The organism is Pseudothioclava arenosa (assembly GCF_002358085.1).
Classification (GTDB): domain Bacteria; phylum Pseudomonadota; class Alphaproteobacteria; order Rhodobacterales; family Rhodobacteraceae; genus Pseudothioclava; species Pseudothioclava arenosa.
In genome coordinates, this window is the sequence record NZ_NTJD01000004.1 from 97,498 (window position 1) to 112,620 (window position 15,123).

The 15,123-nt window shown below is 64.1% G+C and carries 17 protein-coding genes; 8 read left to right on the forward strand and 9 right to left on the reverse strand.

Annotation, left to right across the window (positions count from 1 at the left end; translation table 11 throughout):
• Positions 1-55 precede the first annotated feature (55 nt).
• Positions 56-1,132 (forward strand): ABC transporter ATP-binding protein, encoded by a 1,077-nt coding sequence (locus CLN94_RS06635; RefSeq protein ID WP_096432810.1) that lies wholly within the window; start codon positions 56-58, stop codon positions 1,130-1,132.
• A 77-nt stretch (positions 1,133-1,209) separates the two neighbouring features.
• Here the strand turns inward: CLN94_RS06635 and typA are convergent, their stop codons facing one another.
• The 9 genes from typA to CLN94_RS06680 form a co-directional block, all read right to left on the reverse strand.
• Positions 1,210-3,030, reverse strand: coding sequence for a translational GTPase TypA (typA, locus tag CLN94_RS06640; protein WP_096432812.1), 1,821 nt, complete (start codon positions 3,028-3,030; stop codon positions 1,210-1,212).
• A gap of 59 nt (positions 3,031-3,089) precedes the next feature.
• Positions 3,090-3,422: a DMT family transporter gene (locus tag CLN94_RS06645; RefSeq protein WP_096432431.1), complete on the reverse strand. Its 333-nt coding sequence runs from the start codon at positions 3,420-3,422 to the stop codon at positions 3,090-3,092.
• Between the two features lie 13 nt (positions 3,423-3,435).
• Positions 3,436-4,071 (reverse strand): YitT family protein, encoded by a 636-nt coding sequence (locus tag CLN94_RS06650; RefSeq protein WP_096432433.1) that lies wholly within the window; start codon positions 4,069-4,071, stop codon positions 3,436-3,438.
• 54 nt (positions 4,072-4,125) lie between these two features.
• Positions 4,126-4,743, reverse strand: coding sequence for a YitT family protein (locus CLN94_RS06655; RefSeq protein WP_096432435.1), 618 nt, complete (start codon positions 4,741-4,743; stop codon positions 4,126-4,128).
• A gap of 42 nt (positions 4,744-4,785) precedes the next feature.
• Positions 4,786-5,490 (reverse strand): hypothetical protein, encoded by a 705-nt coding sequence (locus CLN94_RS06660; RefSeq protein ID WP_096432437.1) that lies wholly within the window; start codon positions 5,488-5,490, stop codon positions 4,786-4,788.
• 117 nt (positions 5,491-5,607) lie between these two features.
• Entirely contained in the window at positions 5,608-6,816 is a 1,209-nt protein-coding gene (locus CLN94_RS06665; RefSeq protein ID WP_096432814.1) for an NADP-dependent isocitrate dehydrogenase, read from the reverse strand.
• A gap of 98 nt (positions 6,817-6,914) precedes the next feature.
• Positions 6,915-7,514: an HD domain-containing protein gene (locus CLN94_RS06670; protein ID WP_096432439.1), complete on the reverse strand. Its 600-nt coding sequence runs from the start codon at positions 7,512-7,514 to the stop codon at positions 6,915-6,917.
• Positions 7,511-7,744, reverse strand: a complete 234-nt coding sequence (locus tag CLN94_RS06675) for a hypothetical protein (protein ID WP_096432441.1) — start codon at positions 7,742-7,744, stop codon at positions 7,511-7,513. The genes CLN94_RS06670 and CLN94_RS06675 overlap by 4 nt, the downstream gene beginning before the upstream one ends.
• Positions 7,745-7,755: 11 nt before the next feature.
• A complete protein-coding gene (locus tag CLN94_RS06680; protein WP_096432443.1) occupies positions 7,756-8,433 on the reverse strand; it encodes an alpha/beta hydrolase in 678 nt (225 codons plus the stop codon).
• 209 nt (positions 8,434-8,642) lie between these two features.
• Between CLN94_RS06680 and iscR the strand changes: the two genes are divergently transcribed.
• The 7 genes from iscR (at position 8,643) to CLN94_RS06715 (ending at position 15,121) form a co-directional block, all read left to right on the forward strand.
• Positions 8,643-9,101, forward strand: coding sequence for a Fe-S cluster assembly transcriptional regulator IscR (gene iscR, locus CLN94_RS06685; protein WP_096432445.1), 459 nt, complete (start codon positions 8,643-8,645; stop codon positions 9,099-9,101).
• Between the two features lie 142 nt (positions 9,102-9,243).
• Positions 9,244-10,326 carry a cysteine desulfurase family protein gene (locus CLN94_RS06690; protein ID WP_096432816.1) on the forward strand — a complete coding sequence of 361 codons (1,083 nt, stop codon included), beginning with the start codon at positions 9,244-9,246 and terminating at the stop codon, positions 10,324-10,326.
• Positions 10,327-10,365: 39 nt separating this feature from the next.
• The gene (gene sufB / locus CLN94_RS06695) at positions 10,366-11,880 is read left to right on the forward strand and encodes a Fe-S cluster assembly protein SufB (protein ID WP_096432447.1); all 1,515 of its coding nucleotides are present in this window, start codon (positions 10,366-10,368) and stop codon (positions 11,878-11,880) included.
• Positions 11,881-11,966: 86 nt separating this feature from the next.
• Positions 11,967-12,737: a Fe-S cluster assembly ATPase SufC gene (gene sufC / locus CLN94_RS06700; RefSeq protein WP_096432449.1), complete on the forward strand. Its 771-nt coding sequence runs from the start codon at positions 11,967-11,969 to the stop codon at positions 12,735-12,737.
• Positions 12,737-14,017 (forward strand): SufB/SufD family protein, encoded by a 1,281-nt coding sequence (locus tag CLN94_RS06705; protein ID WP_096432451.1) that lies wholly within the window; start codon positions 12,737-12,739, stop codon positions 14,015-14,017. The genes sufC and CLN94_RS06705 overlap by 1 nt, the downstream gene beginning before the upstream one ends.
• Before the next feature lie 7 nt (positions 14,018-14,024).
• Complete coding sequence (locus CLN94_RS06710) at positions 14,025-14,516, forward strand: YIP1 family protein (RefSeq protein WP_096432453.1); 492 nt, start codon at positions 14,025-14,027, stop codon at positions 14,514-14,516.
• Complete coding sequence (locus CLN94_RS06715; protein ID WP_096432455.1) at positions 14,516-15,121, forward strand: YIP1 family protein; 606 nt, start codon at positions 14,516-14,518, stop codon at positions 15,119-15,121. Before CLN94_RS06710 ends, CLN94_RS06715 begins: the two co-directional genes overlap by 1 nt.
• Positions 15,122-15,123 lie beyond the last annotated feature (2 nt).

Here is a 15,123-nt window from a genome sequence, read left to right on the forward strand (position 1 = left end):
ACCCGCCCCGCGCAACGTGATTGCGGCCAAGGTGCCGCTCGATCAACGCAAGACGATGATCGAGTTTCAGGACGTGCATAAATATTACGGAGATTACCACGCGCTGCGCGGTATCACCGCCACCATCCGCGAGGGCGAGTTTTTCTCGCTCCTCGGTCCCTCGGGCTGCGGCAAGACCACGCTTCTGCGCACCATCGCGGGGTTCGAGGGGATTTCCTCGGGCGCGGTGCTGATCGACGGCAACAGCATGGAAAACGTGCCCGCGAACAAGCGCCCGACCAATATGGTGTTCCAGAGCTACGCGATCTTTCCGCATCTGACGGTCGCCCAGAACGTGGGTTTTGGCCTGCGCCGCGATCCGCGCTCCAAGGCCGAGAAAGACAAGCTCGTCGAGGAATCGCTCGAGATGGTTGGGCTGAAGGGCTATGGCGCGCGCGCCGCGCACGCGCTTTCGGGCGGCCAGCGCCAGCGCGTGGCCCTGGCCCGCGCGCTGATCCTCAAACCCAAGGTGCTGCTGCTCGACGAGCCGCTTTCCGCGCTCGACAAAAAGATCCGCGAACAGATGCAGGTCGAGCTGATCAAGCTGCAGCGCGAGGTCGGCATCACCTTCGTTCTGGTGACGCATGACCAGGAAGAGGCGCTGGTCATGTCCGACCGGATCGCGGTGATGTTCGAAGGCGAGATCGCCCAGCTCGCCGATCCCGAAACCCTCTATCGCCGCCCCAATTCGCGCCGCGTCGCGGATTTCATCGGGGTAATGAATTTCCTGCCTGCGCGCGTCCTGGGCGAGGGCAATGGCCATATCCAGCTGGATGTGCCGGGCTTGGGGCCGCTCGACGTGACCGAAGAACAGGCCTCGGCCGCCCCGAATGGCGGCGAGGCGGCGGTGGGCTTCCGCCCCGAGACGCTGACGCTCCTCTACGATGGCCAGACGCCCCTGGACCGCGAAGCGCCCGGCACGATCGACGAGGTCGTCTATTACGGCGACATGACCTATTACGACGTGAAGCTCGACGGGGTCGAGAAACCGGTGCGGATCTCGATGCGCAACGTCTTTGGCCGTCCGGTTCTCGATGTCGGCACCCGCACCCGCGTCGCCTGGTCGCCGGGCGCACTGGTGCTCTTCCGCTAAACCCCTTCATTTTGCCGGAAATATCCCGGGGGGGTCTTTACGAAGTAAAGAGGGGAGCAGAGCCCCCCTTTTTTGTCTCAGCTTTCCGCGCGCGCCTGACGCTTGCGCTCATGCGGGTCAAGGTAGCGCTTGCGCAGACGCACGATCTTCGGCGTCACCTCGACCAGCTCGTCGTCGTTGATATAGGCGATCGCTTCTTCGAGGCTCATCCGCACCGGCGGCGTGAGGCGCACGGCCTCGTCGGTGCCCGACGCGCGCACGTTGGTCAGTTTCTTGCCCTTGAGCGGGTTCACCTCGAGGTCGTTATCGCGGGAATGCTCGCCGATGATCATGCCCTCATAGACCTGCTCCTGCGCGCCGATGAACAGCTTGCCGCGTTCTTCGAGGTTCCACAGCGCATAGGCGACCGAGACGCCGTTCTCCATCGAGATCAGCACGCCCTGACGGCGACCCTCGATCGCACCCTTGTAGGGTGCCCAGCTGTTAAAGATGCGGTTCAGCACGCCGTTGCCGCGCGTGTCGGTCATGAACTCGCCCTGATAGCCGATCAGCCCGCGCGAGGGCACCAGCGCGACAATGCGCGTCTTGCCGCCTTCGGCCGGGCGCATTTCGGTCAGCTCGCCCTTGCGCACGCCGGTCAGTTTCTCGATCACGGCGCCCGAATATTCGTCATCGACATCGATGATGACCTCTTCGATCGGCTCCATGCGCTGGCCGTCTTCCTCGCGGAAGATCACCTTCGGGCGCGAGATCGACAGCTCGAACCCTTCGCGGCGCATGTTCTCGATCAGCACGCCCATCTGCAATTCGCCGCGCCCCGAGACGACAAAGGCCTCGCCGCCGGGGGTGTCCTCGACGCGGATCGCAACGTTGGTTTCGGCCTCTTTCAGGAGACGCTCGCGGATCACGCGCGATTGCACCTTGGTGCCGTCGCGGCCGGCCAGCGGGCTGTCGTTGATGCCAAAAGTGACCGAGATCGTCGGCGGGTCGATCGGCTGCGCGTCAAGCGCGGTGTCGACCTCGAGCGCGCAGAGCGTATCGGCCACAGTGGCCTTCGACATACCCGCGATCGAGACGATGTCGCCGGCGACGGCTTCGTCGATCGGCTGCTGCGAGAGGCCGCGGAAGGCGAGGATCTTGGTGCAGCGGAACTGCTCGATCTTGTCGCCCTTGCGCGACAGCGCCTTCAGCGGGTCGCCGACCTTGAGCGTGCCCGATTCCACGCGACCCGTCAGGATGCGCCCGATGAACGGGTCGGCGCCCAGCGTGGTCGCCAGCATGCGGAAGGGTTGATCGGCCTGAAACTCCTGCTTCGGCGGCTCGACATGCTCGAGGATCAGGTCGAACAGCGCCGACAGGTCCTTGCGCGGGCCGTCGAGGTCGCGATCCGCCCAACCGCCGATGCCCGAGGCATAGACATGCGGGAAATCGAGCTGCTCGTCATTGGCGCCGAGGTTGGCAAACAGGTCGAACACTTCATCCAGCGCGCGATCGGGCTCGGCGGCGGGCTTGTCGACCTTGTTCAGCACGACGATGGGCTTGAGCCCCAGCGCCAGCGCCTTTTGCGTGACGAACTTGGTCTGCGGCATCGGGCCTTCGGCCGCGTCGACCAGAAGGCAGACGCCGTCGACCATCGACAGGATGCGCTCCACCTCGCCGCCGAAATCGGCGTGGCCGGGGGTGTCGACGATGTTGATCCGCGTGCCTTTCCATTCGACCGAAGTCGCCTTGGCCAGAATGGTGATGCCGCGCTCGCGCTCGATGTCGTTGCTGTCCATGGCCCGCTCGGCCACGGCCTGATTTTCCCGGAACGCGCCCGACTGGCTGAGCAGTTTGTCGACCAGCGTGGTCTTGCCGTGGTCAACGTGCGCAATGATCGCGATATTGCGAAGGTCCATGATATCCGCCTGTTCGTGGTTTGGGGCGGCCATACAGGCAAAAGCGCGCCTTGGCCAGCCTAATGCGTGCCCGATTTCGAGAACAGGTTGATGACAAGGATGCCCGTGATGATCAGGCCAAGCCCCAGAAAGGCCGCCGGATCAAGTTTTTGCCCAAACAGCACCCGCCCCGAGACGGTGATCAGGATGATCCCGATCCCCGACCAGAGCGCATAGGTGATGCCAAGCGGCAGCTCTTTCAGCACCAGCGTAAAGAACCAGAACGCGCCCGCAAACCCCACCACCACGCCGAGCGAGGGCCAGAGCCGGGTGAATTGCTGGCTCGCTTGCAGGCAGGACGAGCCGAAGGTCTCGAACAGCACCGCGATCAGCAGGAACAGATAGGTTTTCATGGCGAGGCTCGCTTTAGCTCACGACATACCAGTCGCGACGGTGGTTGAACGCGATCACCGCATTCAGGATCACCGCCCCGAGAAGAGACCACGCCACGCGGTCGGGGGGCAAGAGCCAGAACGCCACGGCAAAGAGGCAAAGATCGTGGATCAGCTGCGTGTAGCCCGCCTTGAAGCCAAAGCGGTCCTGCAACACCAGCGCCACGATCGAGACGCCGCCAAGGCTGCCCGAATGCCGGAACAGCCCCAGCAGCCCGACGCCCGCGCTGATCCCGAAGAGCGCGGCCGCGATGCCGGGATGGATGTTTTGCAGCACCAGAACCGGCTTCAGCCCCTCGGCCATCAGCGACACTAGCGTGACCGTGGCTAGGCTTTTCAGGCAAAACGCCAGCCCCCGCGCCATATAGGCAAAGGCATTGAAGGGGATGTTGATCGCAAAGAACACCACCGAGAAATTCCAGCCCAGCGCATAGGCGAGGATCAGCGAAAGGCCCGCCGTGCCGCCCGTCACCAGCCCCGCGGCGCGCAGCAGGTGAATGCCCAGCGCCGCTTGGGCGGCAGCGATGATCAGCCCCTGGATATCCTCGAGCAGCGAGTAATGCGGCTCGGGCGGAGGGGATGGGGCAAGGGTATTCGGGTCAGCGGTCATGACCTAAATTTCGCGCGAAATGACGCGCCGGTCAAGACCGATTGCGGGGCCGGATCAGGTCGCGATATAGCGGTCGCGGCGGTGGTTCATGGTGATGACGAGGTTCAGCACGACGGCGCCAAGGAACGACCAGGCCACCGTCTGCCCGTCGCGCAACAGAAGCGCGACGCCAAAGACGCAGGCATCGAACAGGAGCTGCGTCAGCCCCGCGCGAAACCCGGTCTTGTCCTGGAGATACAGCGCCACGATGCCGACGCCGCCAAGGCTCGCCCCGTGGCGAAACAGCGCCAGCAGCGCCGAGCCCGAAATCACCCCGATCAGCACCGCGCCCAGCGCCGGGTGCAGCGTCTCGAAGCTCACATAGCGCGGCAGCACCATCGTCAGCCCCGACAACAGGCTAACCGCAGCGAGCGTCTTGATCACGAAGGCCAGCCCCAGCCGTTTATAGCCGAGCCAGTAGAAGGGCAGGTTGATCACGAAGAACACCGGACCAAACGCCCAGCCCGTCGCATAGGAGATCAGAATCGCAAGCCCCGCCGTCTGCCCCGTCACCAGCCCCAGATGGGTCAGCATCACCACGCCGAAGGCCGCCATCAGCGCGCCATAGGCAATGCCTTGGGCGTCATCGAGGGCGGAGTGGCGGGCAGGGGTCTCGGCAATGATCTCGGTCATGGCGCGAGATCATCCGAAAACACCCGCCGACGCAAGAGGGGGCTATTGCAGTGTGTAGGTGAAGGATTTCACCACCGGGCCCTCGCGCCCGATCTGGATACATTGGTGAATGTCGATCCCGTCCTTCTGCGTCAGGAAATGGATCTGGTCGATCAGCGCGTCGCGCTCGTCGAACCAAAGCCGGACATCACTTTCCCAGTCGCATTCGGGTTTCTCGGAGCGCAGGAGTTGCAGGATCGCCAGATCCGCGATCGGCGGGAACTTGTAGAAAATCTCGTCGGGGGTCAGATCGTCGAACTTGGGCTGGCGGGCATAGCCGATCTCGGTTTCGGTGCGCACGCGTGGGGTGAAATAGATCAGCAGGCGATTGGGTTTTGGACCGCCTATCGTGATGTTGTTCTCTTCAAGGCAGATCATCGCGCCCTTGCAGCGTTCGGCGCGGGCGGCGGCCTTGGCGCGTTCTTCGGCCTGCGTCTTCACCCAGTCCGGGTGGTCATTCACGCTGTTGCGCACCCAGCCTTCTTCGTTGAGCCGCAGCATCAGCCGGTAGGTCGCGTTCAGGTTCGGCAGGGCTGAATTGAGCTTGGGCGTGTCGCCGGTTTCGCTCCAGCGCCGCGCGATGCGAAAGCGCAAGACCTGCCCGACCTGCCCCTTGATCAGCGCTTCGACATCGGTCTGTGCCGAAAAGACCGGGGCGGTGGTGGCGATCAGCGCCAGCAGGGCGGCGGCAAGGAGCTTTCTGACCAAGGTGAACCCTCCAACGAATACAAGTGCAGTCTGCCGGGCAGCCCGCACGGGGGCAAGCGTTAAGGCATAAAAAATGGCCGGGCGCAGGGCCCGGCCAGTCAGGGGAAAACAAGTCGATCACATCGCCTTGTTGAGGTATTCGTCGACCTTCTCGAGGAAGCCCATCGTGGTCAGCCAGCGCTGGTCGGGCCCGACCAGCAGCGCGAGATCCTTGGTCATGAACCCGTCCTCGACGCATTGCACGGTGACGCGCTCGAGCGTCTCGGCAAATTTCATCAGCTCGGCGTTGCCATCGAGCTTGGCGCGGTGCTTGAGGCCACCGGTCCAAGCGTAGATCGAGGCCACCGAGTTGGTCGAGGTCGCCTCGCCCTTCTGGTGCTGGCGATAGTGGCGGGTGACGGTGCCATGCGCGGCCTCGGCCTCAACGATCTTGCCGTCGGGCGTCATCAGCTGCGAGGCCATCAGCCCGAGCGAGCCGAAGCCCTGCGCCACCGTGTCCGACTGCACATCGCCGTCATAGTTCTTGCAGGCCCAGACAAAACCGCCGTTCCATTTCAGCGCGCAGGCCACCATGTCGTCGATCAGGCGGTGCTCGTACCAGATCCCAGCCTTCTTGAACTGCTCCTCGAATTCCTCTTCGTAGACCTTCTGGAACAGGTCCTTGAAGCGGCCGTCATAGGCCTTGAGGATGGTGTTCTTGGTCGACAGATAGACCGGCCATTTCAGCGCGAGGCCGTAGTTCAGCGAGGCGCGGGCAAAGTCGATGATCGAGTCGTCGAGGTTGTACATGCCCTGGAACACGCCCGCCGAGGGTGCGTCGTAAACCAGCTTCTCGATCACGGTGCCGTCCGCGCCCTCGTATTTCATCGTGAGCTTGCCAGCACCCGGGAAGGTGAAGTCGGTCGCCTTGTACTGGTCGCCAAACGCGTGACGGCCAACGACGATCGGCTTGGTCCAGCCCGGCACGAGGCGCGGCACGTTGCGGCAGATGATCGGCTGGCGGAAGACCACGCCGCCAAGGATGTTGCGGATCGTGCCATTCGGCGATTTCCACATCTTCTTCAGGCCGAATTCCTCGACCCGTGCCTCGTCGGGGGTGATCGTCGCGCATTTCACGCCGACGCCGTATTCCTTGATCGCAAGGGCGGCGTCGATGGTGATCTGGTCTTCGGTGCGGTCACGCTCCTCGATGCCGAGGTCGTAATATTTCAAGTCGAGATCGAGATAGGGAAGGATCAGTTTCTGCTTGATGAAATCCCAGATGATCCGGGTCATTTCATCGCCGTCGAGTTCGACGACCGGGTTTGCAACTTTGATCTTGGACATGGGTGCCCCTCCATGGCGCAGATGATTCATCTGAGCTTGCTTTTAGCGGATCGGAAGGCGGAAATCCAGTTCGGTATGCGACTGTATACCAAAAATATTCAGAGCCGCTCCCGCGCCGCGAACCAGGGCAGGATGCGGGCGCGCACGGCCTGCCAGACCTCGGGCAATCCGCGCGCGATTTTCGCGCCCACGCGGGCTTCGAGCTGGGGCAGGGTGACGTTGAATTCCTCCCACGAGCCTCCGCCCGCGCGCAGGTTCAACAGCACCGGCTGCGTGCGATCGAGCGATTTGGCGAAAACGGCGGTCGGGGTCTCATTGGCTTCGAATTCCTGCCAGAGCGCCAGAAGCTCGGCGCCCTGATCCTCGGGCAAGAGGCCAAAGATCCGCTCGGCCGCCGCCGCCTCGGCCGCCAGCAATGCTGGCGCATCATGCGCCGCGCCGCCCTGCGCGTGGATCGGCACATCGCCCACGTCGATCTCCACGAGGTCATGCAGCAACAGCATCCGGATCGCGCGGGAAATATCGACGCCGTGCCCCGCCTGATCGGCCAGCACCAGCGCGTAAAGCGCCAGCGACCAGCTGTGCTCACCCGAATTCTCGGGGCGCGATCCGTCATGGATCGGGGTCGCGCGGGTCACCGATTTCAGCTTCTCGGCTTCGAGCAGGAAGGCGAATTGCTGCTCGAGCCGCGTCGTCATGCCTGACCCTTCGCGGCCCTGGACTTGGCGATCTGTTCCTCAAGGAACTTGCGCCCGCGCCGCTCGGCCAGATGGGTGCGGCAGGCCGTGTTATAGGCCTCCTGCAGCGAAGGCGAGGAGGTGCCGATGTAATTGCCCACATCGACCCAGAGCCGGTCATTGCCGGTCTCGTCCATCGCCTTCATCGTGTCATAGGCGAGCTTTTCAGCCAGTTCTTCGAGCAGCGCCATGCCAGCCTCCGTTAGCGCGTGCCCTCGGTCAGGCGGCGTTTCACGTAATCCTGCACCGTCGAGATCAGCGGCTTCATATGCGCCTCTTCATCCTTGAAGAAGTGATCCGCGCCTTCGATCTCGGTGTGGGTGATGGTGATGCCCTTCTGCTCGTGCAGTTTCGAGACCAGTGACGCGGTCTCGGCCGGCGGCGCGATGCGGTCTGCGGTGCCGTTGATGATCAGCCCCGAAGACGGGCAGGGCGCAAGGAAGCTGTAATCGTAATTGCCCGGCCCCGGCGACGAGGCCCCGGGCGGTGCGACCGACACGAAGCCGGTGATCTCGGGGCGGCGCATCAAAAGCTGCATGCCGATCCAGGCGCCAAAGCTGTGGCCCGCGACCCAGCAATGCTTGGAGTTCGGGTTCATCGCCTGCAGGTAATCCAGCGCCGAAGCGGCGTCCGACAATTCACCCACGCCCGCGTCATACTCGCCCTGGCTGCGGCCCACGCCCCGGAAGTTGAAGCGCAGAACGGTGAAGCCGATCTGGTGGAAGGCGTAATGCAGGTTATAGACGACGCGGTTGTTCATCGTGCCGCCGAATTGCGGATCGGGGTGCAGGATGATCGCGATCGGCGCGTCGGGATTGGCTTGCGGATGATAGCGGCCCTCGAGGCGACCTTCGGGACCGGGGAAAATGACTTCGGGCATCGTTTCTCGCTTGTATCGCTCTCGCGTGGCCTTTGCGGACCTGCGACCTCTTGAAAACTTGACGGTTTCACTCAGGGGTCGTAGGACGAGGCCAGGCCCGGCACCACGCCGGAAAACTGCTGGTTCCGAGTTAAGCGGCCAAGGGCGCGGCGTCAATGCCCGCCCCCCTGTAAATGCGGCCCGGGACGCGCTTTCTCGGGGGAGGGGCGATGAAACTTTCGACCAAAGGGCGCTATGCGATCGTGGCGTTGGTGGATATGGCGACGGTGCGCCCGGGCGAGCGGACCTCGCTGGCGGCGATTTCCGAGCGTCAGAGCATCTCGCTGCCCTATCTCGAACAGCTTTTCGTGCGGTTGCGCCGCGCGGGCCTTGTGAATTCGGTGCGCGGCCCCGGCGGCGGCTATCGGCTGGCGCGCGCGCCGCACGAGATCCGCATCTCCGAGGTTTTCGAGGCGGTCGACGAAACCGTTTCGGCGATGGAAATGGGCGCGGGCGCCTCGGGCGGTGTTTCGGGAACGCGGGCGCAGTCGTTGTCGAACCGGCTCTGGGAAAGCCTGAGCGCGCAGGTCTTCGTGTTCCTGCACCAGACCTCGCTGGAGGATGTGGTGAAGAACGGGCTGAAACCCTGCCCGGCGGTGCCTTCGCTGTTTTCGGTGGTGGACGAATGATGCCAAGGCGCGCCCGTGGTGAGGACTGGACGCCTCCGGCGGGGGCGTATTTGCGCCAAGAAGAAACGGGCGGCCTTGCCTTCTTCTTGGCCGAAATACGCATGACCCGCTCGGGGGCCGCGTGCGCGGGGCGGAGGGCGTGATGGTCGAGCGGCTTTATCTCGACTGGAATGCCACGGCGCCGATGCGCGCCGAGGCGCGCGCGGCGATGGTCGCGGCGATGGATCTGGTCGGCAACCCGTCCTCGGTGCATGCCGAGGGGCGCGCAGCGAAATCGGCGCTGGAGCGCGCGCGGGCGCAGGTGGCCGAGGCGCTCGGGGCCGAGGGGCAGGATGTCGTGTTTACCTCGGGCGCGACCGAGGCGGCGGCGCTCGCGCTCGAAGGGCGGGGCGCGCACTGTGCCGAAATCGAGCATGAGGCCGTCAGCGCCTGGTGTGCGCCCGATCTGCCGGTCGATGGCTTTGGCCGTGTGACGGTGGCCGATCCGGCGCAAAGCGCGCTGCAACTGGCCAATTCCGAGACCGGCGTGGTGCAGGATTTGCCGCCGGGTCTTTGGCTGAGCGATCTGACCCAGGCCTTCGGCAAGATACCCTTTGCCTTCAACTGGCTTGAGGCGACCTGCGGGATCGTGTCCGCGCATAAGCTCGGCGGGCCCAAGGGCGTTGGCGCGCTGGTCCTGCGACGGGGCACGGATATTGCCGCGCGGCTCAAGGGCGGCGGGCAGGAGATGGGGCGCCGCGCGGGCACGGAAAACCTGCTTGGCGCGGTCGGGTTCGGGGCGGCGGCCGAGGCGGCGGCGCGCGATCTGGACGCCGGTGTCTGGGATGAAGTCGCAGAAATTAGAAATATTCTAAAATTGGCTCTGGAAGAGGCCGACCAAACGCTCTATTTTCCGGGTTGGGAAACAACGCGCGACAAGGACGGGGCGGGGGCCGACAGGCCCGCGCTCCTGCCTAACACGCTTTCGGTGATCGCGCCCGGATGGAAGGGCGAGACGCAGGTGATGCGCATGGATCTGGCGGGTTTCGCCATTTCCGCGGGCTCGGCCTGTTCCTCGGGCAAGGTGCGCGCAAGCCGCGTGCTGCGCGCGATGGGCTGGCCGGAGGAACAGGCGGGCAGCGCGATGCGCGTCTCTCTGGGCCCGGGCATTTCCCGCGAGCAGGTCTTGCGGTTTGCCGCCGAGTGGGGCAAGGCCCGAAAGAAGGCGCTGGAGCGCAACGGATGACGAGGGGCGCGCGCGCCCCAAAGACTGAGGAACGAGAACGTGACATCTGATCTGGAAATCCGCGAGGGCGTCGACCGCGAGACGGTCGAGACCGTGCAGAATATGGGCTCCTACAAATACGGCTGGGAGACCGAGATCGAGATGGAGTTCGCCCCGAAAGGGCTGAGCGAAGAGATCGTGCGGTTGATCTCGGCCAAGAATGACGAGCCGGAATGGATGCTGGAATGGCGTCTGGCGGCCTTCCGTCGCTGGCAGGAGATGCCCGAACCCGATTGGGCGATGCTGAACATCCCGGCGATCGACTATCAGGACATCTATTACTACGCGCGCCCGAAAAGCATGGAGACCAAGCCGAAGTCGCTGGACGAGGTCGACCCCAAGCTGCTGGCGACCTATGAAAAGCTGGGCATCCCGTTGAAGGAACAGCTGATCCTCGCCGGCGTCGAAGGCGCCGAGGATTTGGTCGAGGGCGAGCGTCAGGTGGCCGTCGATGCGGTGTTCGACAGCGTCTCGGTCGGCACCACCTTCAAGGACAAGCTGGCCGAGGCGGGCGTGATCTTCTGCTCGATCTCGGAGGCGATCAAGGAACACCCCGAGCTGGTCAAGAAATACCTCGGCACGGTGGTGCCGCAGTCGGACAATTTCTTTGCCACGCTGAACTGCGCGGTGTTCTCGGATGGCTCCTTTGTCTACGTGCCGCCGGGCGTGAAATGCCCGATGGAGCTGTCGACCTATTTCCGCATCAACGCCGAAAACACCGGCCAGTTCGAGCGCACGCTGATCGTCGCCGACAAGGGCGCCTATGTCAGCTATCTCGAAGGCTGCACCGCGCCCAAGCGTGACACCGCGCAGCTGCATGCGGCGGTGGTGGAAATCGTCATCGAGGAAGATGCCGAGGTCAAATATTCGACCGTGCAGAACTGGTTCCCCGGCGACGAGAACGGCAAGGGCGGGATCTATAACTTCGTCACCAAGCGCGCCGATTGCCGCGGCGACCGCGCCAAGGTGATGTGGACCCAGGTTGAGACCGGCTCGGCGATCACCTGGAAATACCCGTCCTGCATCCTGCGCGGCGCGGATACCCAGGGCGAGTTCTACTCGATCGCGATCACCAACAACTGGCAGCAGGCCGATACCGGCACCAAGATGATCCATCTGGGCAAGAATTCGAAGTCGCGGATCGTCTCCAAGGGGATCTCGGCAGGCCATGCGCAAAACACCTATCGCGGTCTGGTCAGCATGCACCCGAAGGCCAAGAACTCGCGCAATTACACGCAATGCGACAGCCTTCTGATCGGCGATAAATGCGGCGCCCACACGGTGCCCTACATCGAGGTCAAGAACAACTCGAGCCGCGTCGAGCACGAGGCCACCACCTCGAAGGTCGATGACGATCAGCTGTTCTACTGCCGCGCCCGTGGCGTCGGCGAGGAAGAGGCTGTGGCGCTGGTGGTGAACGGCTTCTGCCGCGAAGTGCTGCAGGCGCTGCCGATGGAATTCGCAATGGAAGCGCAATCGCTGGTGGCGATCAGCCTCGAAGGCAGCGTTGGTTAATCTGCCCGCAGGGGCATGAACGGAATTGGATTTGGGCCGGAGGGCGCGCAGACGGCGCCGGGGTCCCGCAAGAGACGGTGAAATAAATGCTGGAAATCAAGAACCTGCACGTCAAACTTGAAGAAGAGGACAAGGTCATCCTGAAAGGGGTGAACCTGACGGTCGAGACCGGCAAGGTGCATGCGATCATGGGCCCGAACGGCTCGGGCAAGTCGACGCTGTCCTATGTGCTTTCGGGGCGCGACGGCTATGAGGTGACCGACGGTTCGGCGCTGCTCGAGGGCGAGGAACTGCTGGAGATGGAGCCCGAAGAGCGCGCCGCCGCGGGCCTGTTCCTCGCGTTCCAATATCCGGTCGAGATCCCGGGCGTCGGCAACATGACCTTCCTGCGCACCGCTCTGAACGCGCAGCGCAAGGCGCGCGGGCAAGACGAGCTTTCGGCGGGTGAATTCCTGAAGGTCGTGCGCGAAAAGGCGAAAACCCTGAAAATCGACGCCGACATGCTGAAACGCCCGGTCAACGTCGGCTTCTCTGGCGGCGAGAAAAAGCGCAACGAGATTCTGCAGATGGCGATGCTCGAACCCAAGATGTGCATCCTCGACGAGACCGACTCGGGGCTTGACGTGGACGCGATGCGGCTTGTGGCCGATGGCGTGAACGCGCTGCGTGACGCGGGCCGCAGCTTCCTCGTGATCACCCACTATCAGCGCCTGCTCGATCACATCAAACCGGACGTGGTGCATATCATGGCCGATGGCCGCATCATCCAGACCGGCGGGCCGGAGCTTGCGCTTGAGGTCGAACAGAACGGCTATGCCGATATCCTCAAGGCGCATGGTCTGACGGAGGCGGTGTGATGGGCGCGGCCGTTCAGAAATCCACGCTCGAGGCGCGGCTGGAAGGGCTGAGCACGACGGGCTTTGCCCCGGCGGCGCGCAAGGATGCGCTGGCGCGGCTGGTCGCGATGGGCCTGCCCGGGCGGCGCGACGAGTATTGGCGCTGGACCAACCCCGCCGATTTCATCGCTGCGACGCCGGTGCCTGCGCAGGCCTTCGACGACAGCGACGAAGCGCCCGTTTTCGAGGCGACCGACCGCGTGAAGCTGGTCTTTGTCGATGGCGTTTTCGATGCCGATGCCTCCGATGATCTGGCGCTGGCCGGGGTGGAAATCACCCGCCTCGCCGAAGCGCCCGATCTGAACTGGGCGAGCGGGCTTTACGGCACGCTGGAAGTGGCGGGCCAGACCCCGGTCGCGCGCCCGCTGGCGGCGCTGAACACGGCGGCGGCGACCGACGGGCTCTTGATCCGGGCGACCGCCAAGGCCGAAAAGCCGATCAACCTGATCTATATTCACCGCTCCGAGGTTTCGGACCCGATCCTGCATCACGTGATCCGCCTCGAAGAGGGCGCGGAGCTGACGATCCTGGAAAACGGGCCGGCGGGCGCGCGCTTCAACAAGGTGATGGAAGTTGACGTGGCCAAAGGCGCGCGTTTCCATCATGTCCGCGTGCAGGGCCGCGATCACGAACGCCGCGCCGCCACCGCGATTTTCGCGCGCGTGGCCGAAGAGGCGCTGTTCAAGAGCTTTACGCTCACGGTGAACGGGGTGCTGACGCGCAATGAATGCGTGATCGACATGGTGGGCGACGATGCCGTGGCCCATGTCGCGGGCGCGGCCCTTGGCGATGGCGCCTCGGACGCGTTCCTGCATGACGACACGGTGTTCGTCACCCATGGCGCCGAGCGCGGCGAGAGCCGGCAGGTGTTCAAGAAGGTGCTCAAGCACGGTGCGGTCGGCACTTTCCAGGGCAAGATCCTGGTGAAACCCGGCGCGCAGAAGACCGATGGCTATCAGATCAGCCAGTCGCTGCTCTTGGATGACGACAGTCAGTTCCTCGCCAAGCCCGAGCTCGAGATCTACGCCGATGACGTGAAATGCTCGCATGGCTCGACCACCGGCGCGATCGACGAGACGGCGCTGTTCTATCTGCGCTCGCGTGGGGTGCCGATGGAAGAGGCGCGCGGCCTGCTGGTCCTGTCCTTCCTGGCCGATGCGATCGACGAGATCGAGGACGAGGGCCTGCGCGACGATATCGTCGGGCGGCTTGAGGCCTGGCTGAACCGTCACCGCGACTGAGGGCAAGATGGCTGCGACCGAAGACATCCTGCGCAGCTACCGCGCGCCGCGCGCGGTGGTGCGTTCGCATCTGGCGCGCAAACGCTCGGAAATGCGGGTGTTTTCCTTCCTGATCGCGGGGCTGATCGTGATCTTCATCGCGCAATGGCCGCGGCTGTCGCGCTTTGCCTTTGAACATCCCGACCAGCCGCTGACCGGGCTGATGGTGGGAACGGGGTTGGGGCTCTTGGCCGCGATCCCGCTGTTCTACCTGATGGCGGCGGGGGCGGTGCTGCTCTCGCGCGGCTTTGGCGGCGCGGGCAACTGGTATGGTGGGCGGCTGTCGCTGTTCTGGGCGATGCTGGCGATCTCGCCCCTGATGCTGCTGCAGGGGCTGGTGGCCGGTTTCATCGGCGCAGGGCCGCAGCTTGGCATCGTCTCGCTTCTGGTCTTCGCGGTGTTTTTCGCGATCTGGATCGCGGGGCTGCGGGTCACCCAATTCGAGACGGAGGCGGTGTGATGCTTCCGTTCGACCTGCGCGAGATGGTCCTGCGCACGCTCCTTGCCCCGCGCGAGGTGGCACGCGAGCTGATCGCCTGGAACCCGCCCAATGACGCGCGATGGATCGGTCTGGTGCTGGTCGGCGTGGTCTCGGTGATCCTCGGCACGATCGGCGAGGGCATGATGACGATGCTCTCGCGCGGCAAGATCCCGTTCGAGAACATGGCCTTCCTGCTTGGCCCGCTGCAGATCGCGATTCCGCTGGTGATCGCCTTTCAGATGGCCTTCATGGGCCGGCGCTTCGGCGGGCAGGGGAGCTTTCGCGACGCGCTCTTGCTGACGGTCTGGATGCAGGGCGTCTTGACGATCCTGCAGGCGGTGCAGGTCGTGGTGATGGTGTTCTTCCCGATGACGGCGATGTTCGCGCTGACCGCGATCACCATCGGTCTGCTGATCTATCTGCTGGTCAATTTCACCGCCGCGCTGCACGGGTTCGAGAACCTTGCCGCCACCGCTATGGGCGTGTTGCTGACGGGGTTTTTCACCGTGCTGCTCACCGCGCTGATCGTGACCAATATTCTCGTTTCGCTGGGGCTTGTGCCCCCCGAGATGATGCAGCCCTGAGG